Raw genomic sequence first — 23,771 nt, 5'->3', positions numbered from 1 at the left:
ATTTATAGCGTCCAAGTTTCGGGGCGCAGTTCAATTAGGTGGCGGGGCTTCTGGATATTACTGCGCGGGCTCACTCATACGCGTGTATTCCTTCTGCCGTTCATCCCAGGACGCCGGGTCGAAGAGCACCGTACCGACCGGGATGCGGTAGTCCACGCCGTTCAGTCTGGCGGTACCCAGCGGAATTGGCTGGCTGCCCTCGTACACCGCGAAGTTATGCGCCTCCTGACCGGCAGACTCCGAACCGGTAGGCGACGCAGCGAACCGAGCCCGGTACACCTCACTCGACTCAGCATCTTCAGCCGCGAAGACCGGCGAGCTCTTCATGAAAGACACATCGCAAAAATCTGCAACGCCCATAAAGCACGCCCCCGCGAAATCTGTACCTGCCTCAAATGTCGCATCACGGAACCCAGCGAGCCCCTCAAATGTAGCCCGGCTAAAGTGCGCATCACCGTAGAAGGTTGCCGCGTTAAACCCGGCATGCCCCTCAAAGACGGCCTCACGGAACTCCGCAACTCCCGCAAAATCCGTCCTGAAGAAGCTTGCATTACCGCCAAAAGACGACCTAAAGAACCCAGCGTTCCCTTCAAAGGAAGCACCGCTAAAGCCCGCATCCGCCGCAAACGTAGTGTCGCGGAAGTCAGTGTGCCCTCCAAAAGAAGCCTCGCGGAAGTCAGCATTAGCATTGAATGCCACCCAGCGGAAGAACGCATCACCAGCAAAGCGTGCGTTACTAAAGTCAGCCGTACCCATGAAAGTTACGTCGCTAAAACGCATGTCCTGGTTAAAGACCGCCCGGGTAAAGTTCGCGTCGCCCACAAAAGCTACCCCGCTGAAATCTGAACCGTTGCAGAACCTCGCCGCAGAGAAATCGGCGTTCTCAATAGTCAGACCGTCGAGAGGGTAGAAGACGACAGCCCGGCTGAAATCGAACTCAAAGCCGCTCCACGCGCCGAGGACAACAACCACCTCGCCCTTCTCATTTTCAGCAAGGGTGCTGCTGCGCTTACTCATCTCAACGAAGATGCTGCGGCGAACATCCTGCTCACCACGAAAAGCCGCCAGATCCGTAGCGAAATCACCCGCATAGTTAGCGGGCGGCGTATCGGATTCAAAAGCTTCTGCCTTGAATGCCCGCGCGAACGGCGAACGCACATAAGCGCAGAGGGCATTGACGATGACCTGCCCTTCCTTCTGCCGCGCCTCAACGCTGAGCTGCTCGTCAGCGAGCCACTCATCCACCAGACCCGCAAGTGTGCTGATGGCACTCGCACGGACTGCAGGGTTCGGATACGCCAGCTGCTCAACTGCCTTGCTGTAACGGGTACGGCGCTCGGCATGCACCCGCTGGGGGTGTTTCAGCTTTTTCTGGGTGTTCATGCGGTGGAACTCCCCAAGAAAGAGAACACCTAGCAGGGTGCCGGTGATGAAGAAAATGAACGGCTGAACCTCAAAATAGGCGATGTCAGTATCAAAGGTGAAAGGCATAAAACCCGCCGTGACAATGCCCAAGAGCGCGATAGCCCAAACCCAGGTGCGGAAGCTCGACAGCTTCCCTTTGAGGTTGCCGAACTGCGCGGCGAGCGGGAAAAGCAGAATGACGACTGCGCAAGCTATCAGCCAAGCCCACGCGGTGCTGGGTGCCAGATGCATGTGGTTCTCCTGTCATCGTTGAAAGGGGCGGGTCATACTCAGCATAGTGTAAAGCTGCTGGGCTTGGGCGGTTGCTGGTCAAAAGCAAGAGCCCCGCCAGCGCTGGATGCACGGGCGGGGTCTGTGTGTGGGAGCTTCCCCGACGGCGGGGGAGAGTTAGGTTTTACTGTGCGGGCTCACTAACGCGGGTGTACTCCTGCTTCTCTTCGTCCCAGGAGTCCGGGTCGTACAGCACCGTACCATGAGGCAGAATGAACGTTCTGTTAAGAAGCTCTGCCTCGCCATAGCTGAAACCGTGAGGGCTCTCCGGGCGCGCCTCGAACAGGTAATCCTGCGGATCCGCCTGCGCAGAGAACCGTGCCCTCTGCAGCCGCCTCTCCAAAGCCTCAAAGGACGGCTCAACGTACGCGAAGCTAGTCTGCCTGACATCCGCCTTTTGACCGAACGTCGCATCCGCGAAGTAGGCGCCCTCAAAGCTCGCCCCGTTGAAGCTCACCTCCCGCGCGAACGTCGCCTTGTAGAAGCCGACATGCGCCGTGAACGTCGCCTTACTAAAGTCGGCATCCTGCGCGAAGGTCGCGTTACCGAAGTTCGCGTGCTGCGGGAAGTCCATCTCATAGCGCGTCCTTGGAAGCGCAATAAAAGACGCCCGGCTGAACGTGGCGTCGCCGTCGAACCGCGCCCCACCAAAATCCTCGTACTGCGTGAAGGACGCCCCGCTAAAGTCCGCCGCGCTTGCAAAGCGTACCTTGCTGAACATTGCGGACTGTTTGGTGGCTATACCGGCAAAGCGCGCGGTCCCGCCGAACAGCGACTTGGAGAACACCGCCGGGCGGTTGAAGACCGACGCGGCGAAGTGCGCTTCATCGTGGAACGTGGAGGCGGTGAATACTGCCTTTCCGTCAAAGGTGACCGCCGCGAAGCTGGCTACGCCTGCGGTGTTCAAACGTGAGAAGTTGGCATCGGATTTGAAAGCGGATACCGCGAAGTCAGCCACAGCAGAGAAGACCGCATCTGAGAAGTCGACCTCGCCGGTGAAGGCTACGGTTGCGAAGCTTGCCACGTCCGCAAAACGCGCCCCGCTGAACTCTGCCGCGCCTGCGAAGTGTGCGGCGCTGAACCCCACCCAGTCGTTGAAGTTCGCGCCCTGGAAGGACGCGTCAGCGGTGAACTGTGCCGCGGAGAAGCTGGTGTCACCGTGGAAGGTTGCGCTGAAGAAATCCGCCGGGCCGTAGAAGGTTGCGGAGGCGAAGTTGGCGTTCTGAAAGTACAGCTGCTGTAGCGGGTAGAAGATGGGTGCTCCGCCAAAATCGAAGCGCAAATCAGCCCATGTGGGCGATATTAGCGGCACCGTGTGCTGGCTTTCTCCGTTGCCTTCTTTGTTGCTCTCGGCGGCGGCGGCGAGGCGGCGGCTGAACTCCACGAAGACTGTGCGGCGCACTAGCAGCTCTTCGCGTAGTGCCTCCTGATCGTGGGCAAAGTCGCCTTCGTACTCTTCGGGGGCCTCGTCTGATTCTAGGACCTGCCGCTTCTGTGCGAGGGGGTAGGACGTGCGGATGCACCCGGTTAGCGCGTCGATGATGGCTTGGGCTTCTTCGCGGCGCACCTGCTCGGGGAGGGAATCGTCGGTGAGCCATTCATCTGCGAGGTTCACGAGCGTGTACGCCCCGCCGAGGCGTACCGCAGGCTGCCCGTCGAGGAATTGTTCGAGTGCGTGCGTGTAGCGCTCACGCCGCCCAGCCGGTAGGTTGCGTGCCGGGGTGTTTTTGCGTTGCCGTAGCGCAGTGAGGAGTTTGTTGAGGTTCATGACGGTGTGCCCTTCCTGCTCCGGTGCTAGCTTATAACCAGCATAGGGGAGAGCCCCACCCTGGCGCGCTCGCGCTGGGTAAAAGAGAAGCCCCGCCTGCACGAGAGGTGCAGACGAGGCTTCTTCTAATGAGCCTTACTTGGAGGGGGGTTCTTCCTGGCTATCAGACTCTTCTATTTACTTTGCTGGGTCACTTATACGGCCTGAATCGGGGTCAAAGAGCACAGCTCCCACAGGGATTTGACGTTTTATTCCGTCAAGCTCAGCTTTGCCAAGTCGAATAGGCTTACTATCGGGATGGACTGAGAATTTGTAGTCCTTTTGAGCCGTTTGTATGGAGAACTGGGCTTTCCTCAATTTTGTAGTGAAAGTCGGCTCAAATCTCTTGAAAGTCACCCAGCTGAAGTTCACGTCGCTGCTGAAGGTCGCACTGCGAAAGTTCGCGGTTTGAGTGAAAATTGCCGACTTGAACTTTGCGGTTTGAGTGAAAGTCGCTCTCATGAAGTCTGCGGTTTGAGTGAAGGTCGCCCAGCTGAAGATTGCACCTTGGGTGAATATCGCTCCCATGAAGTCCGCTTTTTGGGCAAAAGTTGCCGACTTGAAGTCTGCGATTTGGACGAAGACCGCAAACTTGAAGTCCGCTTTTTGGGCAAAAGTTGCCGACTTGAAGTCTGCGGTTTGAGTGAAGGCCGCCCAGCTGAAGCTTGCGTCACTGTAAAACTTAGCAGAAGAGAAATTTCCCTTTTCAATCTTGAGGTTATTGAGAGGATAGAAAATGGGTGCTCGACTGAAATCGAATTGAAAGTGACTCCACTTTCCTGGTTTGGCCTTGAATATGTTGTTATTCTCGTCCTTGGTTAGGGCGCTACTACGCTTGCTCATCTCAACGAAGATAGTGCGACGTACGTCCTGTTCTTCGTGGAACTTTGCATAGTCTGTGGTGATGTCTTTAGGCTTTTCGTATTCATCAGAATTTTCGAAACGCTTAAGTAGAATCTGGAGCCGTGAATACTCTTCTTCGCTGAGCTTCTCGGACTCTGTTTTCTGAAGCTTTTCTAGTTCTTTGTGGGCTTCGTATTCTTCTATTTTTTCTGCAAGAGGGAAGGGTGAACGAATATAAACGCAAAGAATATCGATGATGTCCTGACATTTTTTCTCATCCTTTTTACAGTTTGGGCTATCTTCCAGCCAAGAATCAGCCATGTTTGCCAGTGTTTTTACTGCGGAGATTCGAGATGTTAAATCCTTTGAGTTTAGCATTTTGTAAGCGTTGTTAGTGATTCTCTCTCGCTCAGATTGCTCATCAATAACATTTGTTACATTATGAATGGTATTAATATTATTCTGAATGGATATGGGGGAATTGTTATTATTTTGAATGGATATGGGGGAATTGTTCTGAATAGATGTAGGGAATTTTTTTTGAACAAACGCAGAAGAGGGTGGTGAAGTATTTTCTTGAATATCATTTTCTTTGCTTTTACTTAATTTTTCATAAAATGCATATACTAACGGGATTAGATATCCTAATGCCGCCCCTGCATCCATGGGAATCTTGGAAAAATAGGCTATTCCTATTAGGTATGCGGGAATCGTGAAATAGAGAAATATTATCATTATTATTCCACTTGAATGATTTGTTTTGCTTTGATTATGTGCAATTAAGAAAAGAATTATGCCGATAGCTATTCCCAATATATATGCTAATATCTGAATGATTGTTTGGGTGGTTTTATCGTTTATGAGGAAATGTATGACGGAGATAATTGTAAAGAATAGACTTAGAGTGGCAAGGATTATATATAGGGTGCGTTGAATATTTGTTACTGAAGAGTGGGAAGGTGTGCAGTTTTGTTGAGCCTGTTTTTTGTCCATTTTGGGCATATGGGTTCTCCTGTCTACGTTGAGAGGATATGGTCGTAACCAGCATACGGCAGGCGGGTAGTCTCAAGCCATAGGTGAAGGTTAGGGGATTACGAGTCGGACAAGCGGAGATGCCTCTATAAGATGAGCGATGGAGCTCATAAGCAGATCCTCTATATATAAGAGGAGTGAACCTCTAAGATCTCAGACGGGCGTTCGTAGTTGAGGCGCCTACACGAAGCGCACCCCTAACAACGCTGCTAGAGGCCTAGCCTCCAGGCCTAAAAATCGCGCCTAAAAATCGCCTCGCACACCCTATATAAGGTGCCCTCAGACCACCTTCCGGCACCTCTCACACCCTCATTTTTAGGTTTTTCGCCCCTTTTTTTAATTTTTTTAAAAAATTTTTCGCCCAGTTAGCCCGCCCATGTCCGCCGTGCGCTGAATCGCCTCGCCACACCCTAGCGCCACCCAAAAACCGCGGAATTTCGCGGCAAAACCGCCCATTCGCGCCTCGCCGCCGCCTCAAAATCACCTGCAAAAACACCCCGGCAGAACCCCCAAAAAATCTGCCCCTCACACACCTCCGCGAAAAAAAGTTGAGTAAAGTTCGCTCAACTCTATTGACAGCCCCTCCGAGAGGATGCATACTTGAGTACATGAGGCTCAAGGAAGCCGCGCAGACCACCCCACACGGGGCGGCACGCACAGCACCGACCGCCTCCAAAACTTTCAAACTATCCCGCCTCGCATTAGAAGAAGCGGGGCACTAACACCTAAGGAGTGAATAAACATATGGCACGTGCAGTAGGTATTGACCTCGGTACCACCAACTCGGTCGTAGCAGCACTGGAAGGTGGCGACCCGGTCGTCATCGCTAACGCAGAGGGCACCCGCACCACCCCCTCCGTCGTCGCATTCTCCAAGGACGGCGAGGTTCTGGTCGGTAGCGTTGCAAAGCGTCAGGCAGTGACCAACGTCGACCGCACCATCTCCTCCGTCAAGCGCCACATGGGCACTGACTGGACCACCGAGATCGACGGCAAGAAGTACACCCCGCAGGAAATCTCCGCTCGTATCCTCATGAAGCTGAAGGGCGACGCAGAGGCATTCCTGAACGACAAGGTCACCGACGCCGTCATCACCGTCCCGGCATACTTCAACGACGCTGAGCGTCAGGCAACCAAGGAAGCCGGCGAGATTGCAGGCCTGAATGTCCTGCGTATCGTCAACGAGCCCACCGCCGCAGCACTCGCATACGGCCTGGACAAGGGTAAGGAAGACGAGCTCATCCTGGTCTTCGACCTCGGTGGCGGTACCTTCGACGTCTCCCTGCTGGAAGTCGGCAAGGACGACGACGGCTTCTCCACCATTCAGGTTCGCGCAACCAGCGGTGACAACCGCCTCGGTGGTGACGACTGGGACCACCGCGTCGTCGAGTGGCTGCTCGCACAGGTGAAGGCAAACACCGGTGCTGACCTGTCCAAGGACAAGATTGCTCTGCAGCGTCTGCAGGAAGCAGCTGAGCAGGCTAAGAAGGAGCTGTCCAGCGCTTCTAGCACCAACATCTCCCTGCAGTACCTGTCCGTGACCCCCGAGGGCCCCATCCACCTGGATGAGAAGCTGACCCGCGCAAAGTTCGAGGAACTGACCCGCGACCTGCTCGAGCGCACCAAGAAGCCCGTGCTCGACGTAATCAAGGAAGCTGGCGTGTCCATCTCCGAGATTTCTGAGGTCATCCTGGTCGGTGGCTCCACCCGTATGCCCGCTGTTGCTGAGCTCGTCAAGGAGCTCACCGGCCGCGAGCCCAACAAGGGCGTGAACCCCGACGAGGTCGTGGCAATGGGTGCAGCACTGCAGGCAGGCGTGCTGAAGGGCGACCGTAAGGACGTTCTGCTGATTGACGTCACCCCCCTCTCCCTCGGTATCGAGACCAAGGGCGGTGTGATGACCAAGCTGATCGAGCGCAACACCGCAATCCCGACCAAGCGTTCAGAGACCTTCACCACCGCAGAGGACAACCAGCCCTCCGTGACCATTCAGGTCTTCCAGGGTGAGCGTGAGTTCACTCGCGACAACAAGAACCTGGGTACCTTCGAGCTGACCGGCATCGCCCCCGCACCCCGTGGCGTACCCCAGATTGAGGTTACCTTCGACATCGACGCAAACGGCATCGTCCACGTCTCCGCAAAGGACAAGGGCACCGGTGTTGAGCAGTCCATGACCATCACCGGCGGCACCTCCCTCTCCAAGGATGACATCGACCGCATGGTCAAGGACGCAGAGGCACACGCTGAGCAGGACAAGGCACGCCGCGAGGCTGCTGACACCCGCAACGCAGCCGAGTCCGTCGCATACTCCGTCGAGAAGCTCCTGAAGGAGAACGGCGACAAGCTGCCCGAGAACGTCAAGACCGAGGTCCAGGGCGATGTCGACGAGCTGAAGAAGGCACTCGAGGGCGACGACGACGCAGCAGTGAAGTCCGCATTCGAGAAGCTGCAGGCATCCCAGTCCAAGCTGGGCGAGGCACTCTACGCAGCAGCACAGGCTGAGGCATCCGAGTCCAAGCCCGCCGCTGATGAGGACGTTGTCGACGCCGAGGTTATCGACGAAGACGAGAAGAAGTAATCATGGCTGAGCAGGAAAACACCACCCCCGACCCGCTGGAGGAGGCATTCAACGCCCCCGCAGCGGAAGGCCACCCCGAAGCTGAATCGGTCGAAAGCCCCGAGGAAGCTGCGGAAGCCGTCGAGGCTGAGCTCCAGGACGCCGTAGAAGCAGAATCTGCGGATGCGGCACTCGCCGCGGAGCGCCTGGACTCCCTGCTTCGCCTGCAGGCAGAGTTCACTAACTTCAAGAACCGCACCGCTCGCGAAAAGGAGCAGTTGCGAGGCTTCGTAACCAGTGAACTGGTGACCGCACTGCTGCCGGTGCTCGATGATATTGACGCCGCACGCAAGCACGGCGACCTGCAGGACGGCCCCTTCGCCTCCATCGCTACCAAGCTCGAAGAGCTGCTCGGCAAGCAGGGCGTGGAGCGCTTCGGTGAAGTAGGCGACGCCTTCGACCCGAACATCCACGAAGCTGTACTGCAGCAGCCCACCGACGAGGTGGCTGAGGATCATGTCTCCATGGTTCTGCGTTACGGCTACCGCGTGAACGACCGTGTGGTTCGTACCGCTCAGGTGGCTGTGGCTGTCGCACCGTAAGGTGATCGGCTAAGCATTGGCTGAATAACTAACGACGGGCGGGTGCTCTCCCTGGTGGGGGAGTGCCCGCCCTGTTGTTTGCCAGGGTTATTTATCCGGGCTGTGGCGAGCTGTTGCGGCGGTCAAGAGGCTTGTAGGGGTGCTATTTTTTGGGCCCAGCCCTTTCAAAATTGAGTCAAGTAGACTAAACTTTTATATAGAGCATTAAGACAAGCACGCGGTGCCCCTGCAAGCCGTCCCGTAACCGAGGAGGGCGGCGCATCACCGCAGAAGGAGAAACACAACATGGCAAGTGAAAACTGGCTGACCGACGACTTTTATAAGGCACTGGGTGTCAGCGAAGACGCAAGCGAAAGCGACATCAAGAAGGCGTACCGCAAGCTCTCCCGCAAGTACCACCCGGACCTGAACCCCGGCGACGCCGCAGCAGAGAAGAAGTTCAAGGAAATCTCGGAAGCATACGACGTGCTCTCCGATAAGAAGCAGCGCGAAGAGTACGACCAGATCCGCCGCTACGGCGCATCTGGCATGGGCGGATTCGGAGGTGGCGGCTTCGGCGGTGGCAGCTACACCGGCTACCCCGGCGCGGACGCATTCGGCGGCTTCAGCAACGGCGGCGCAGGCATCAACATTGACGACCTGCTCGGCGGCCTCTTCGGCGGTAGCGCCGGCGGTTCCCGACGCTCCGCAGGCTTCACCAGCGCCGACTTCGGCGGCATGGGTGGCGGCGGTTTCGGCGGCGCACAGCACGCAGCCCCCGAAGAAAGCACCACTAGCACCCGCGTCAGCCTCGCCCAGGCATACACCGGCGCAACCGTGACCGTGTTCCTGCCGGACGGCTCCCACACCGAGGCACGCATCCCCGCAGGCATTAAGGACGGTCAGAAGGTCCGCCTGCGCGGCAAGGGCCTGCGCGGTGGCGACCTGAAGGTCACCGTGCGCGTCTCCGATGACTCCGTGTACTCGCGCGAGGGCAACAACCTGATTATGCGCGCGCCCGTCACCCTCGCCGAGGCCGTCGACGGCGCAGTGATTGAGGTGCCCCTGCCCGATGCATCCACCGTGAAGTTGCGCCTGGCACCCGGCCAGGTCGGCCGCCGACTGCGCGCTAAGGGCCGCGGCTTCAAGGCTAAGGGCGGCGACGGCGACCTGCTGGTCATCCCCGAGATTGTACTGCCCACCGAGCTGAGCGCAGAGGCGCAGGAAGCATTCGATAAGTTCGTAAAACTGGCACCGCAGGAGAACCCGCGTAAGGATCTGTTGAAGAAGGCGAAGTAAACCATGGCATCTCGAGAATCATCATCTAAGTCCCGTAGCGGCAAGCCGTTGCACAGCGTGGACCGGCCGGTTTTCGTGATTTCTGTGGCGGCTGAGCTGGCGGGCATGCACCCGCAGACCCTGCGCCAGTACGACCGCATCGGCCTGGTCCAGCCTTCGCGTGCGCCCGGTAAGGCGCGCCGCTATTCGCAGCGTGACGTTAACCGTCTGCAGCAGATTCAGCAGCTCTCGCAGGAGGGCGTCTCCCTGGAGGGTATTCGCCGCATTATTGAGCTGGAGTCCCTCGTGGAGGAGCAGCAGGAGCAGATTGCGGCGTTGCAGCGTCAGGTTGAGGATGCGAAGGTGAAGCTGGGCTTGGCGGAGCGCGTGTTCGCTGCCGGTACCAGTGGTGACGTGGTGCATATTGCCCGTGGTACCCGCCCGGCGCCTCGTCAGCGTTCCTCGGCTGTGGTGCTGTACCGTCAGCGTCACCAGCCGGCTACGGCGGATGATACGAAGCCACAGCGCTAAACCGGCTAAACCCGCTACACTGGGATAAACGGTTCGGCTGTTCTAGCTCATTTGCGCTTGTCGGCCACCCATATAGGCTTGTGCGTCTTTGTGTATACGCCGCGAGAGGGAGGTTGACTTCCTCCTCCTTGCGAACAAAGAGGACTCCTGCCAGCCGCATACCCTACAGGTATGCGGCTCTCGGTGGGTTAACAGCGTCAACAGCAACAGCACCCGCAAGCAGGCGTCTTACGTCCCTCTTCTGTTCGTTTAAACTCTCCGCAAGTCCTGCGGCGAGCATAATATTCACACACGCATTAGCATCTCGATCTAAGCGCATACCACACTTGGTACACGCCCATTCACGGATATTCAGCGGCTTTCTACCGCCCGGCTCACCACACACAGAACACAGCTGCGACGTGGGGGCAAACCGGTCAGCAAAGACCACCATGCGATGACGTTCATCAGCCTTCTCTTCTATCAGACGGCGTAATAAACCCCATGAGGCATCCAATACCGACTTACCTAAACGGGTACGCGACAGACCAGCCACATTCAGGTTCTCCAGGGCGATGACTTGGTTCTCGTCCACCACCTTGTTTGCTACCTGATGCGCGTAATGGCTCCTTGTATTGCGTACCTTGGCGTGAGCTTTGGCTAGGCGGATGCGTTGCTTTTCGTAGCGGTTGCTACCGCGCTTTTTACGGGAGAGCTGACGTTGAAGCGTAGCAAGACGTGCCGCTGCCTTCTTTAAAGGGCGGGGGTTCTCAAAGAACACCCGTTCACCCTCAGAATTGACAGCTACGGCCAGGCGATTCAGGCCTAGGTCAACACCGACAGCGTATGCAGAAGGCTCCGGTATCTGAATATTTTCAGCAGGCACATCCACAACAAATGAGACATAGTACTTCCCATCCGGCTCACGAATGAGTGTGACTGAGGATGGCTCAGCAGGTAGAGGGCGTGACAGCACGAACCGCACATTTCCAATTTTGGCCAAGCGCACAAAACCGACTCGATGAGTTGTTTCATGCACTATAAACCCGGAGTTCTTCGTAAACCTTGCTGACTGGCGGTGACTGCGCTTTTTAAAGCGCGGTGCATGAGCGCCGCGTTTACCTTTGCGCTGGCCAGTGACAGTAGCAAAAAAAGCCTTATAGGCTTTATCCAAGTCACGTAAGGCTTGTTGTAGGGGTACGGAGGAGACCTCACTCAGCCAGAATCGTTCCTCGGTTTTCTTTAACGCAGTCAGGCGTGCGGACAGTTCAGCGGCTGAAGGTTTAGTGCCGGTGAGCCGGTAGGTCTCTAGTGCGTGGGCTAAAGCGTCGTTGTAGGTTACGCGCACGCATCCAAAGAGTCGGGCAATAGGTTCGACCTGGCCCGGTTTTGGGTATGCGCGGTATCGGTAACGCTTCAACATAACATCTCCATTATATACTTGGTGTCATGGCAGATAATGCAGACATTCGCACTGGAAGACAAGCTATCTGGGATCTTCATGTCCAGTTGGTGTTTGTAACTAAATACCGTCGATATGTCTTCACAGATGACATGTTGAAAACCTGTGAAAACATCATGCGGGACGTATGTAAAAACTTCGGCGCAACCTTGGAAGAGTTCAGCGGAGGGGCCAATCACGTTTACTTGCTGGTGGGATACCCTGCAACAGTTGCTGTTTCCAAGTTGGTCAATTCCCTCAAAGGTGTTTCCTCGCGTATCTTACGGCGAGATTACGCGGATGAGATTGCCCCTTACCTGTTGGATGGGCATCTGTGGTCACGCTCGTATTACGCAGGCTCTGCTAGTGGTGCTCTATCGCAAGCCGCGCTAACCGGCTACACTGGGATAAACAGCCCGGCTGTTCTAGCTTGTCTAGGCTAGTCAGCTACTTATATAGACTTGTGCGTCTTAGCGTCATACGAAGCGAGGGAGGGTAGACCCCCGCCCCGCATGCACTTGGACCCACACACAAGGAGGTGAGGCTCCCCGAACGAACGGGGAGCCTCACCTGCTTGGTTATATAGTTGGAGATAGCATAGTTGGACTAACAAGTTCGGGGTATTGAGATGGAAGAGGGGTTGGCAGAGTGAAAAATTTGTTCGTCTGGAACACCTTTATGCAGTGGAAGCCAGTAGCTATCAAAGAGCAGAAAGTTACTGAGAATCAGGCAGGGTCTGGCGATGCAGCAACTGATAATAATCGGGCACCGGCTGAGGCCCAAGCACCAGCTCCGGTTGAGCAGGGCGTGAGTTATGAGGAGAGATGGAGACTTGTTCAGTACTTCTCCGATTGGATTAAAAATGCTGACGTAAGAATCCAGATGCTGTTGGCCGTCCAGGGCTTTATCGTAGCGGCTTATGGCTCACTCATCCCTGCTATGGATAAAAATAATAGCTTTTGGAATTTATGGACGTATTTTTGGGTAGTTTCATTTGTTGTTAGTGTGATTACCTCTTTCGGGATTGGATTTCTTCAGTTTCCTAATAGAGAAGTTGGAGGAGCTGAAGGAAACGTATTTTTTTATGGGTCATACGAAAATAGTAACCAAAGATATATTTTGAAAAATGTTTCATTCGATAAAAGGGATGAATATCTCAGTGGTCAACTAGTGAAGCTTGCAAATATTGCAAATACTAAATTTAAAAATGTCCAGAAACTTCAGACCTCAGTATTTTTAAGTTCGCTCTTCTTGGTGCTGTCAGCGACTGGATTTATCCCATGGATTTCTACAATTTTCTATGAATGGCCGGTATGTTCTGCTCTGGTTATTGCTCTTGTAATTAGTGTTCTTGTAATTATTGGTCTTTGGATGTCATATAAAAAGAAAGTGAAGTAGGCTTGATTAGTGCTGATTATGTAGATAATAGGTCCATCGATTCTGGAAGGGCTGGGGGTGGATTTCACGCTATATTGGTATGTGGTGTTGATATTAGTGAATCAACTGCTTTAAAAATTAAGTATCCTATTTCTGGTGTCGGCGTAATATCAACCTTTATGGAAAGCTTCGATAAAGGTCTGAGGGAGTCGAATCATCAGGTTGAATCTGGCGTCGATACAGGGTGGTTCTTATGGAGAGTCAGGGGCGATGAGCTGGTGTATCTCCGAACCATACCTATTGGAGACGACGGCAGGCCTGAACCGGTAGCTATTGGAGAGGCATTGCAGCAATTTATTGCATCTCTTGAATCAGTTTCTCCCAGTCAGATTCCTGGTTCGTCATACACCCTAAAACTGCGTAGCTACGCTTTTCTTCTTCATTCGCAAGGGAACCCCTGGGATTATCGCTGGAATCTTATGCCTAAGGATTGGAATAACAATCTAAAAGGTAAGGAGGATTTAAAAAATCAGGTAGGAAGTTTGGGTATTGGAAGTTTCGCTGACCTAAAATCCTTCAGTGATTGTAGAATTAATCTCCGAGAGATTCAAAAAGACTATTTTATAGATTTTATCGGAGCTGATGTTGATCTTGGATTTAGGGTTGCAGAGCAATCTGAGGCACATCGAATGATTCTATCGCCCTATTTGGCTTATCTTGTAATGGTGGGTCTTGAAAAAAATAAGATAAGTCCATTTAGTATATATTCTATGGGAGAACGTGAGCTAAAAGGGTGCACCATTAAAGAAACTGGTCTTGTTGAGTACCCTCTGTATTATGTCCCTATAGGAAATTTCTCGATTCTTGAAGAACTTACTGGTGCACCCATGCAGATTAATATTTCGAAAGAAATAAAGAAGCTGGAAGAGTTTGAAAAATCTAGAAATGACTCCTACCGATTTATCTACGAGAAGGCTTTGAAACATGCGTCGGCTGATGAATCATAGGGTTTAGCTATAGAAGAATCCGTATATGAACAAGGAGGTGAGGCCCCCCGAACGACCGGGGAGCCTCACCTCCTTAACGTATATTCGCGCTGACCCGCGCTCAGCTGCGCCAACTAACGCTGACGCATCCCTGCTTACTTGCGGCGGTAAGTCAGGTCGTGCGCGCGGCGGCCCGCCTCCTGAGCCTTACGCTCAAAACTGGTGAGGGTGCGGCCCTCCCAACGCGGAGCCCAACCACCCTGCGGATCCTCCTCGGTCGCACCGGTGCCGGGGTTCACGTTCTCAAAGTCGGGGTGCGCCTCCAGAACATCACGCATGACCAGGGCGTACTCCTCCCAGTCGGTCGCCAGACGCCAAATGCCGCCGGGCTTGAGCACGCGCGCAACCTTATCAGCGAACGCCGGGGACACCAGGCGGCGCTTGTGGTGGCGGGACTTGTGCCAGGGGTCCGGGAAGAACACCCACAGCTCGTCCACGGAGTTCTCCTCGAGCATGTTGTCGAGCAGCTCGGGCGCGTTCGCCTGAGCCACACGCACGTTCTCCACGCCGGCGTTGCCCATCTTCAGCAGCAGGTCCGCAATGCCGGGGGTGTACACCTCAACGGCGAGGAAGTTCGCCTCGGGAACCTCAGCTGCGCGGTGCACAATCGCCTCGCCCAGACCGGAACCGATCTCGACGACCTGGTATGCCTCGCGGCCGTAAATCTTGACCGGGTCGAAGGTTGCCTCGGGTGCGACGGAGGTGTCGGTGCGCAGGCGCGGGATGTCCAGCACGTGGGTGGGGGAGTAGGTGTCCCACGCCTTCTGGCGGCGCGCGGTGAGGCGGTCGCCGCGGCGGACGAAGGAGTAGGGCTGGCGGAAGAATTCCTCGGGAACCGGCTTCTTGGCCTTTTCTTCGGTGGATTCGGGTGCCTGGCTAGGCTGCGTGTTCTCAGTAGACATACCTAAAAGAATAGCGTAGCGCCGCTACACCGTGCGGTTTCGCGGCGTGTGGGGCTGGCATGACGCTGAACTAGCCGGGCGTGAAACTGAACCAGTCGGGAGTATGCCGGGCTGAGAAACACAGAAATTCAGTACGCAGACAAAAGTGCGGCGGCTCAGGGGTGGTGCGGGGCGTGTTTCGGGTGGGGGTTGAGAGGTGCCACAGGCTCGTCCCGTCTCAAAAATCTGGTGATGTTGTATTCCTTGTACTTGTGTGGGTATGAGGGGGTAAAATTTGAAATTATGCATTCTCTGCATAACCTTTTATCGGCGATGCAAGAAGTCGGAAGCCCCGCGAAATCGGAGCCCACAAGCCCAAGCGCACCGCGCCGGCTCGGGAAGCGCGGGAACCGCCTCTTGGCGCGCCGTTCAGGATTATGCACGAATACCAACCACCCGGACTCGCCCCCGAGTGAAATTTAGGGCGAATCGACGCAGAAAAGAGGAATACGTGACACAGCAGCCAACGCAGCACAACTCCGTCACTGGCCTAGACTCCGAAGCTGAGCACTCCAAGCTTCAGCGCGGACTAAGCTACCGACACATCCAGCTGATCGCTATTGGCGGCGCCATCGGCACCGGCCTTTTCCTCGGCTCGGCAAAGACCATCGCCCTGACCGGCCCCTCCATCGTCTTTGTCTACGCCATTATCGGTAGTGTCATCTACTTTGTTCTGCGCGCCATGGGCGAGATTCTGCTCTCCAACCCCAAATACAAGTCCTTCACCGACTTCATCACCGACATCCTCGGCCTGCGCGCCGGCTTCTTCGTCGGCTGGTCGTACTGGTTCTTCTGGGTCGTCACAGGTATCGCGGACGTCATTGCCATTACCGGCTACATCAAATACTGGTGGCCGGAAATCCCAGCCTTCATCCCGGCGCTGACCGTTATCGTGGCTCTGCTGCTGCTGAACCTGCCCTCGGTGAAGAACTTCGGTGAAATCGAATTCTGGTTCGCAGTCATTAAAATCGTCGCCATTGTCGCCCTCATTATTGTTGGTGCGCTCATGGTCGCCTTTAGCTTCACTGCACCCGACGGTACCGTCGCTTCTGTGGCAAATCTCTGGGATCGCCCCGGCCCCTCCGGTAGCGGTATCTTTACCCAGGGCCTGACGGGCTTCCTGGGTGCCTTCCAGATTGCGCTCTTTGCCTTCGTGGGTGCTGAGCTGGTCGGTACCGCCGTGGCGGAAACCGAACACCCCGAACGCACCCTGCCCAAGGCGATTAACGCGGTACCCTTCCGCATTGGCCTCTTCTACGCCCTGCCGCTGCTGACCATCCTCGCCGTCACCCCCTGGGACAAGTTGGATAAGTCCATGAGCCCCTTCGTGGGCATGTTCTCCCTGGCGGGCATTGCTGTTGCCGCCTCCCTGGTGAACTTTGTGGTGCTGACCTCCGCGGCGTCCTCGGCGAACTCCGGTATTTTCTCGACCTCCCGCATGGTCTACGGTCTGGCGCACGACGGCGCCGCACCCTCCGCGCTGGGTAAGCTCACCAAGAACGGTGTGCCTGCTAACGCCCTGTACCTGACCACCGTGATGCTGTTGTTTAGCCTGGTCATGCTGTATGCCGGTAGCGGCATTATGGAGGCGTTCACCGTGGTGACCTCGGTGGCGTCGATGATGGGTATCTTCACCTGGAGCATGATCCTGATTGCGTACCTGGTGTACCGCAAGAAGTTCCCGGAGCGCCACGAGGCGTCCGCGTACAAGATGCCCTGGGGTATTGGCATGAGCTGGTTTGGTCTGGTCTTCTTCGCCGTCATGGTCTACGCCCTGAGCCTGTACCCGGACACCGCAATCGGCCTGGCGCTGACCCCCATCTGGTTTATCGCTCTGGCTATTGGCTACGAGATTCTGACCCGCCGCCACGCGGCGAAGCGTGCTCGTGCGCTGGCTGTTGAAAACGCTGCTGACAAGGCTGGTCAGAAGTAGTTTCTGTTCTTTCTGCGGCGTTTATGTAGTGTTTCTGCGGCGCTGTTGGTAAGCCCCGTTTCTGCATTCTTTTAGGATGCGGAGGCGGGGCTTTCGCGTGCCCTCGTGCCTGCCTGTTTACGTTCCGGGCGGCATTTTTTACACCGCTTGATATGACGTAAATAATAGAAACAGGTCACATTTTTGCCGTAAATCCTGTTTTCTTGCACTTAACACCTGTAGAATAACTATCCAAGTAGCTGTGAGGGCTCTCAGAAAAACTCCGCGTCAATCGATAGCGTGACACTTTCGAGCACCGCGCGGTAGCTGGTAGAGCCCCAGCCTCGCCCCGAAATCCGGGGACACCCCGCAAAGCAATGACCGCATATTCATGCACTAGCTATACCTCCTTAATCTTAATGATTCTCGTTACACTAGAGGTACATGCGGTACGGGGTACAACCGCTGAAAAGAGGACGTCGTGACTGAACAGAACAACGTCAGCCTGAATCCTAAAGCTCCCGAACAGGGAGAGCGACTGCACCGCGGTCTAAGCAACCGCCACATCCAGCTCATCGCCATCGGCGGTGCCATCGGCACGGGCCTGTTCATGGGCTCCGGCCGCGCTATCTCCATGGCGGGTCCCTCAGTTATTTTCGTGTACATGCTCATCGGCGCCGTCATCTTCCTGGTGCTGCGAGCTATGGGCGAGATTCTGCTCTCCAATCTGAGGTACAAGTCCTTCTCCGACTTCACCACCGACCTCGTCGGCCCCATGGCGGGCTTCTTCCTCGGCTGGTCCTACTGGTTCATGTGGGTGGTCACCGCCGTCGCGGACATCATCGCAATCGTCGGCTACCTGCACATGTGGTGGCCCGACCTGCAGGCATGGATCCCGGCGCTCGCCGTCATCGGCGTGCTGCTGACCCTGAACCTGGTCTCCGTGAAGAACTTCGGCGAAATCGAATTCTGGTTCTCCATGATTAAGATCGTCGCCATCGTCGCCCTGATTATCGTTGGCGGCGGCATGATCGCCGTCGGCTTCACCTCGCCCAGTGGTGCGCAGGCATCCGTCGCAAACCTCTGGAACGACGGCGGAATGTTCCCCAACCACCTGATTGGCTTCCTCGGTGCATTCCAGATTGCCGTCTTCGCGTTCATGGGCTCCGAGCTCGTCGGTACCACCGCCGCAGAAACCCAGGACCCCGAAAAGACCCTGCCCAAGGCAATTAACGCCGTGCCGGTACGTATTATGGTCTTCTACGTGGGCGCGCTCGCCGTCATCCTGATGGTCACCCCCTGGCGCCTGGTCAGCCCCGATAAGAGTCCCTTCGTCGCCATGTTCACTCTGGCGGGCCTGGGCATCGCCGCGCACATCATCAACTTCGTGGTGATTACCAGCGCAACCTCCTCGGCGAACTCCGGTATCTTCTCCACCTCGCGTATGGCATTCGGCCTGGCACGCGAGCGCAGTGCACCGCAGTTCCTGGGCAAGATTTCCAAGAACGGTGTGCCGCGTAACGCGCTGTTCCTTTCCGCCGTGATGCTGCTGTCCTCGATTGTGCTGCTCTACGCGGGTGACTCAATCTCTAGCGCGTTCAACCTGGTCACCACCGTGGCTGCGGTGCTCGTGATTTTTGCGTGGGCCATGATTATGGTCAGCTACCTGATGTACCGCAAGAAGTTCCCCTCGCGCCACAAGAAGTCGAAGTTCCGTCTGCCCGGCGGCCGTTTCTCCGCGTGGCTGGCGCTGGCGTTCTTCGCTTTCACCATTGGTGTGCTGACCATGAACGAGGAAACCCTCATGGGTCTGCTCGCGATGCCCGTCTGGTTCGTGATTCTGGGTATCGGCTGGGTCTTCAAGCGCCGTGCTGATGCCCGCCGCCACGAGGCGATTTCGACCCGCACCGCGCAGATTGCGATTGTGGAGGCGTCCGAGATTTTCTCGGCACGCTAAACACCCACGCTAAGCCACGCCGGCTATCGGTGCCGGTTATCTCGGTACCGGCTATCAGCGCATGCGTAAAGCCCGCGTCACCTACTCCTCATTGGGAGCGGGGGACGCGGGCTTTCGCTGTCTCCAGGGATGAATCCGAGAGGCTCTAGAGATGAACCCGAGAGGCTCGGGGGAGTGCGCTTAGAGGGGCGCCACCTCAGCCTCTTCGGCAAGCGGGTCGTTGTCGTCATCGGTGCGGTAGAAATCCCAGCGTTCACAACCGCAACCAGAACGCATCGCCTCAATGACGGCGGCAGCTGCCTCCAGCGGGTCGAGCGCGTGCAGATTCCACAGAGCATGCACCGGTACCGGGTGCCTCCAGCCGTGCTCCTGCAGGAACTCCGGGTCGAAGGCGGGCAGCGCCTCGACGGTGGGTTCGAGCTCGCAGAGGAAGCCGGTGGGGGAGCGGAAAACCGTCACCACGGGGGTCGGGTCGGCATCTTCCAGGCAGGCTCCGTCGAAGAAGTAGTAGGTGCTCAGGCGGCGGTTCCAGGCAAGCTGCGCGAGGCGTTCACCGAAGACTTCCACCGTCTGCTCCCACTGGGTGCGGTGGTACGCCGCAAGGTCGGTGTGGGCGGTCTGCACCACGCCGATGCCCTGCTCGGTGAGTTCGCGGGCGCTCAGACGCGCGGGCTCTGCCGGTTCCGCGGGAGCGTCCGCAGGGGAGACGTCCGGGGTATCCAACTCTGCTAGTTCTGCTTTGGTGAGCTCCGCGTTAGCCAGCTCAGCGTCAGCATTAGTCAGCTCAGCGTCGAGGAGCTCAAGCTCCTCAGCGGCGCCCGCCTCCACGGCAGCTGCGTTGGCTTCGTTCTTCGTCCACAGGCGCAGCTCGCGGGCAATCTGCGTGCGTCCGCGATGCAGAGTCGTCTGCCAGGAACCGAACTTGGCGCGTACCGCACCCAGCGGCGGCACCTGCTCAATGAGCGTGGGAATGGTAGACCAGTAGCCGTAGTTCAGCGCCGTCGGCTCGCGGTCGTAGCGGGCGCAATAGCTCAAAAAGAGGCTCAGAGTCTTCGGTGCAAAATCCTCGGGTACCGCCGCGGCGTCGATATACCACTCGTTCTCAAGCGCCTCCGCCGGGTAAATGCCGGTGCGGAGCATGCCCAGGGACCAGTCGCCGTCGCCGAGGTAATCGTTGACCGTCTGTGCGGGGGCAGGCCACGCGGATTCGCCCTCCATGCTGGAGGCGAGCAGGGTGTACAGGCTACCGCCCTCGGTGCCGATTTCTTTCACGCCTCGCTGCCGGATGTCCTCGAGGGTCTGCGCGTAGGCTTCTTCCTCCAGCTGGGAGTAGGGGTGTGCGGCAAGGTACTTGAGCGTTGCGCCAATCTTCGCCAGAACGTGTGCAATGTCTTCATTGTTGAAGTGGCGTGCCTCCAGCGCGGGCGGCAGGTCGTGAATAATATCGCAATCAAGAATCAGCGCCGTGTACTCGGGCTCCGGAGGCAGATCGTAGGCTTCCGCGAAAACGTACCAGAGGCCGCAGGCGAGCACCGTGTAGCTCGGGGCGTCTGCCGTGACCGGGCCAAACTGCCAGATGCCGGAGCTCAGCGCATAGTTCAGGTACTTCTTGTTGATGCGCGGGTACAGAAAGTTGAGGCGGCGGAGAACCTGGGTAGGGGTGAACCCCAGCGCGGCGAGTTCGGCGATGAGTTCCGCGTACTCGTCGTGAAAATCTAAGTAGCCCTCCGGAGCGTTTGATAGCGCGGCTTGTTCGCGCATGGGTCCCTCTTTCATCTGCGGGATGTGGCGGCACCTTGTCGTACCGTGCCGCCGAAACCCTGAATGTGTGCACGCAGACAAGGGCGTTTGCGTGGTGTGAGGCCACCCCTTATCTGCACGAATAAGAGATATTTTTTCAAAAAATATGCTCTTTTATCTAAATTTATCGCTGAAACTAAGCACTATTCAAATACGTGAACCCCTAACACGGTTTCTTACGGAAAGATGACAATATTTAGCGCACCCACAGGGCAAAATGTGCGTAAAGACTCGTAATCTGCACTAGAAGATGCGATAGAAAAATACGCTTACCCGCACCCGCACAGGCGAGCAAAATACGCCCCGCGCTGACTCTTTTCTCAGCATTACCGGCCAACCCATGAGCCGCGGCGAAATATGCGAAACTGGAAGGATGAGCGAACACCCCCTCCCGAGCAGCATCCGCCCGCGTGCGGATCGAGCTGCACACCCCGCGCCCAGCAGCGCCGCCGGCAACGAACCCAGCAGTGCCGCACACCGCGAAAAACACGAAACCGGCGGCAAGACTGAGCAGCCTGCCGAGCACCTCATCAACGCGCTCGCCGTAGAAACCGGTATCGCGCCGCACCGCATCCGCGCAGCCGTGGCGCTGCTTGACGCCGACAACTCCGTACCCTTCATCGCCCGCTACCGCAAAGAAGCAACGGGTGCACTCACCGACACCCAGCTGCGCACCATCCAGTCGCGCCTGGGTCAGCTCCGCGCCCTCGAAGAGCGCCGCAACCGCGTGCTCGAAGCGCTCACCGAACGCGCCGACGAAGGCCTCATCGACCCGCTCACCCTGCTGCAGTTGCGTTCCTCGCTCATGAACGCCGCCACCATCGCAGACGTGAACGCCATCTACGCCCCGTACCGCAGCGAGCGTGTGACCCGCGCCCAGATGGCGCGTGCCGCCGGGCTTGATTCCCTCGTCGAAGACCTGCTGGAGGTGCCCCTCGCCGAGGCGCACGCCATCGCCGCCGCATACATTACCGACGGCACCGAAGACAATGGGGACGACGAGGGCGACGAGGACGAGAGCATTGAGGTTGCAGAGGTGAACGAAGCCCTGCAGATTCACAGTGCCGAAGAGGCCCTTGACGGTGCCCGTGCGATCCTGGTTGACCGCGCCCTCACCGACCCGGTGCTGAGCGAAAAGCTCCTCAAGCGCCTGCGTGAAGGCGGCGTGATTGAGTCCCGCGTGATTGCAGGTCAGGAAAGCATCGGCGCGAAGTTCTCCGACTATTTCGCCTTCTCGGACCGTATTCGTTCCATTCCGCCGCACCGCGTGCTGGCGCTGCACCGCGCCAAGGACGCCGGCGTGGTACGCCTCAAGGTGGATGTGGCACCCGCCCCCGTGGCGCTCAGCCGCCTGCGCGGTGCCGCCCGCGCCGAAGCTGAGGCCGCCGCCGAAAATTACGAGAACGTCCGTTCTGCATACGAGCGTGAAGTTGCCGCCGCGCTACGCATCCCCGTGCAGGTGCTTAACACCGTCGACGACGAAGACCGCGTACTCGGCTGGCTCGCCGCCACCGTGCGCACCGCATGGCGCAGCCACCTGCGCCCGCGCCTCGCCGAACGCATCCGCCACCAGCTACTCAACGCCGCCGCACAGCACGCGACCGAGGTGTTCGCCTCCAACCTGCGCGATATTCTGCTCGCCGCACCCGCCGGACACAAGACCACCCTCGGCCTGGACCCGGGCCTGCGCCACGGCGTGAAATACGCCGTAGTCGACGGCACCGGTGAGCCGCTGCGCGTGGGCACCGTCTACCCGCACGCCCCGCGCAACCAGTGGGCAGAAGCACTGCGCGAGCTCGCCGCCGCCTGCCGCGAGCACGGCGTGGAACTCATCGCCATCGGCAACGGCACCGCAAGCCGCGAAACCGACAAGCTCGCCAGCGAACTGATCCGCACCCTGCGCGAGGAAGGCGTAGAAGCACCCCAGAAGGTGACCGTCTCCGAGGCAGGCGCCTCCGTCTACTCCGCCTCCGCCCTCGCTGCCGCCGAGCTGCCTGACTACGACGTGACCGTACGCGGCGCCGTCTCCATTGCCCGCCGCCTGCAAGATCCGCTCGCCGAGCTCGTCAAAATCGACCCGCAGTCCATCGGCGTGGGCCAGTACCAGCACGACGTGCCGCCCGCCGCCCTGCGCCGCGCCCTCAACGACACCGTCGAAGACTGCGTGAACGCCGTGGGAGTGAACCTCAACAGCGCCTCCGTGCAGCTGCTCGCGCACGTGGCGGGAGTGGGCACCGCAACTGCCGAACGCATCGTTGCCTACCGCACCGAACACGGCCCCTTCGCGAACCGTCAGCAGCTGCTGAACGTGCCGCGACTGGGGGCGAAAACCTTCCGCCAGGGGGCAGGATTCATCCGCATCCGCGGCGGTGAGGAGCCGCTGGACGCCTCCGCGGTGCACCCGGAAGCTTACCCGCTCGCGCGCCGCATTATTGCCGACGCGCAGGCACGCAATGGCGCCCACTGGGTTACCGGCGCCCTGGGCACTTCGGACGGAACCGACCCGCTTGCCGGGTTGAATCCCGCCGACTACGTGCAGGACAGCGATACTCAGGCGAGCGCGGACGAAGGTACCGCCGGTGTGTACACGGTCGAGGACATCTTCGCCGAGCTGCGACGCCCCGGCCTGGATCCGCGCGGTAGCTTCCGCACCGCCCGCTTCTCCGAGTCCGTCTCGCACTTCGAGGACGTGCGCCCCGGCATGGTGCTCGAAGGTACCGTCTCGAACGTGGCGGCATTCGGCGCGTTCGTGGATATTGGTGTGCACCAGGACGGCCTCGTGCACATCTCGCAGATGAGCCGCGGCTACGTGGCGAACCCGCACGATATTGTGCGCAGCGGCGACATTGTGCAGGTGCGCGTGGTGGAGGTTGACCCGGTACGCCGCCGCATCTCCCTCTCCCTGCTGGTGGAGGACGAGAACTAGCGGGGGAGAGCGCGAGCGTTCGCTGACCTGTTGCGCAATCCGCGAATGATCATTCTCTAAAACCTTAGC

General features: G+C 57.6%; 16 protein-coding genes. 10 read left to right on the top strand and 6 right to left on the bottom strand.

Going from position 1 to position 23,771, the window contains the following annotated elements; translation table 11 throughout:
- Positions 1 to 57: 57 nt before the first annotated feature.
- The 3 genes from HMPREF2942_RS03380 to HMPREF2942_RS03370 form a co-directional block, all read right to left on the bottom strand.
- Positions 58 to 1,656, bottom strand: coding sequence for a pentapeptide repeat-containing protein (locus HMPREF2942_RS03380; RefSeq protein WP_070688383.1), 1,599 nt, complete (start codon positions 1,654 to 1,656; stop codon positions 58 to 60).
- A gap of 163 nt (positions 1,657 to 1,819) precedes the next feature.
- Positions 1,820 to 3,463 (bottom strand): pentapeptide repeat-containing protein, encoded by a 1,644-nt coding sequence (locus HMPREF2942_RS03375; protein ID WP_070688389.1) that lies wholly within the window; start codon positions 3,461 to 3,463, stop codon positions 1,820 to 1,822.
- A gap of 177 nt (positions 3,464 to 3,640) precedes the next feature.
- Complete coding sequence (locus tag HMPREF2942_RS03370; RefSeq protein ID WP_070688382.1) at positions 3,641 to 5,347, bottom strand: pentapeptide repeat-containing protein; 1,707 nt, start codon at positions 5,345 to 5,347, stop codon at positions 3,641 to 3,643.
- A gap of 774 nt (positions 5,348 to 6,121) precedes the next feature.
- Here HMPREF2942_RS03370 and dnaK point away from each other — a divergent pair.
- The 4 genes from dnaK to HMPREF2942_RS03350 all read left to right on the top strand — a co-directional run bounded on the left by dnaK (position 6,122) and on the right by HMPREF2942_RS03350 (position 10,323).
- Complete coding sequence (gene dnaK, locus HMPREF2942_RS03365) at positions 6,122 to 7,954, top strand: molecular chaperone DnaK (protein WP_070688381.1); 1,833 nt, start codon at positions 6,122 to 6,124, stop codon at positions 7,952 to 7,954.
- Positions 7,955 to 7,956: 2 nt separating this feature from the next.
- Positions 7,957 to 8,535 carry a nucleotide exchange factor GrpE gene (locus HMPREF2942_RS03360; RefSeq protein ID WP_070688380.1) on the top strand — a complete coding sequence of 193 codons (579 nt, stop codon included), beginning with the start codon at positions 7,957 to 7,959 and terminating at the stop codon, positions 8,533 to 8,535.
- 285 nt (positions 8,536 to 8,820) lie between these two features.
- Entirely contained in the window at positions 8,821 to 9,813 is a 993-nt protein-coding gene (locus tag HMPREF2942_RS03355) for a DnaJ domain-containing protein (protein ID WP_070688379.1), read from the top strand.
- A gap of 3 nt (positions 9,814 to 9,816) precedes the next feature.
- Positions 9,817 to 10,323 carry a heat shock protein transcriptional repressor HspR gene (locus tag HMPREF2942_RS03350; protein WP_070688378.1) on the top strand — a complete coding sequence of 169 codons (507 nt, stop codon included), beginning with the start codon at positions 9,817 to 9,819 and terminating at the stop codon, positions 10,321 to 10,323.
- A 163-nt stretch (positions 10,324 to 10,486) separates the two neighbouring features.
- On the opposite strand, the gene HMPREF2942_RS03345 is transcribed toward HMPREF2942_RS03350, so the two are convergent.
- Positions 10,487 to 11,725 carry an RNA-guided endonuclease InsQ/TnpB family protein gene (locus HMPREF2942_RS03345; RefSeq protein ID WP_049346853.1) on the bottom strand — a complete coding sequence of 413 codons (1,239 nt, stop codon included), beginning with the start codon at positions 11,723 to 11,725 and terminating at the stop codon, positions 10,487 to 10,489.
- 26 nt (positions 11,726 to 11,751) lie between these two features.
- Between HMPREF2942_RS03345 and tnpA the strand changes: the two genes are divergently transcribed.
- The 3 genes from tnpA to HMPREF2942_RS09345 all read left to right on the top strand — a co-directional run bounded on the left by tnpA (position 11,752) and on the right by HMPREF2942_RS09345 (position 14,127).
- Complete coding sequence (tnpA, locus tag HMPREF2942_RS09245; RefSeq protein ID WP_239663332.1) at positions 11,752 to 12,186, top strand: IS200/IS605 family transposase; 435 nt, start codon at positions 11,752 to 11,754, stop codon at positions 12,184 to 12,186.
- Positions 12,187 to 12,421: 235 nt separating this feature from the next.
- Positions 12,422 to 13,141 (top strand): Pycsar system effector family protein, encoded by a 720-nt coding sequence (locus HMPREF2942_RS03340; protein ID WP_141755587.1) that lies wholly within the window; start codon positions 12,422 to 12,424, stop codon positions 13,139 to 13,141.
- 2 nt (positions 13,142 to 13,143) lie between these two features.
- Positions 13,144 to 14,127 (top strand): hypothetical protein, encoded by a 984-nt coding sequence (locus HMPREF2942_RS09345; protein WP_141749087.1) that lies wholly within the window; start codon positions 13,144 to 13,146, stop codon positions 14,125 to 14,127.
- Between the two features lie 134 nt (positions 14,128 to 14,261).
- Here HMPREF2942_RS09345 and trmB read toward each other — a convergent pair whose 3' ends face one another.
- Positions 14,262 to 15,068 (bottom strand): tRNA (guanosine(46)-N7)-methyltransferase TrmB, encoded by an 807-nt coding sequence (gene trmB, locus HMPREF2942_RS03330; RefSeq protein WP_070688376.1) that lies wholly within the window; start codon positions 15,066 to 15,068, stop codon positions 14,262 to 14,264.
- Between the two features lie 490 nt (positions 15,069 to 15,558).
- On the opposite strand from trmB, the gene HMPREF2942_RS03325 reads away from it, so the two are divergent.
- The gene (locus HMPREF2942_RS03325; protein ID WP_070688375.1) at positions 15,559 to 17,040 is read left to right on the top strand and encodes an amino acid permease; all 1,482 of its coding nucleotides are present in this window, start codon (positions 15,559 to 15,561) and stop codon (positions 17,038 to 17,040) included.
- Positions 17,041 to 17,500: 460 nt separating this feature from the next.
- Complete coding sequence (locus HMPREF2942_RS03320; RefSeq protein WP_070688374.1) at positions 17,501 to 18,976, top strand: amino acid permease; 1,476 nt, start codon at positions 17,501 to 17,503, stop codon at positions 18,974 to 18,976.
- Positions 18,977 to 19,156: 180 nt separating this feature from the next.
- On the opposite strand, the gene HMPREF2942_RS03315 is transcribed toward HMPREF2942_RS03320, so the two are convergent.
- Complete coding sequence (locus tag HMPREF2942_RS03315) at positions 19,157 to 20,737, bottom strand: dehydrogenase (protein ID WP_070688373.1); 1,581 nt, start codon at positions 20,735 to 20,737, stop codon at positions 19,157 to 19,159.
- A 412-nt stretch (positions 20,738 to 21,149) separates the two neighbouring features.
- Here HMPREF2942_RS03315 and HMPREF2942_RS03310 point away from each other — a divergent pair, with 412 nt between their 5' ends.
- Positions 21,150 to 23,702 carry a helix-hairpin-helix domain-containing protein gene (locus HMPREF2942_RS03310; protein WP_210399418.1) on the top strand — a complete coding sequence of 851 codons (2,553 nt, stop codon included), beginning with the start codon at positions 21,150 to 21,152 and terminating at the stop codon, positions 23,700 to 23,702.
- Positions 23,703 to 23,771 lie beyond the last annotated feature (69 nt).

The organism is Rothia sp. HMSC071C12 (assembly GCF_001813895.1).
In the GTDB taxonomy this organism is placed as follows: Bacteria; Actinomycetota; Actinomycetes; order Actinomycetales; family Micrococcaceae; genus Rothia; species Rothia mucilaginosa.
This window is presented reverse-complemented; position numbering and strand designations above follow the sequence as displayed.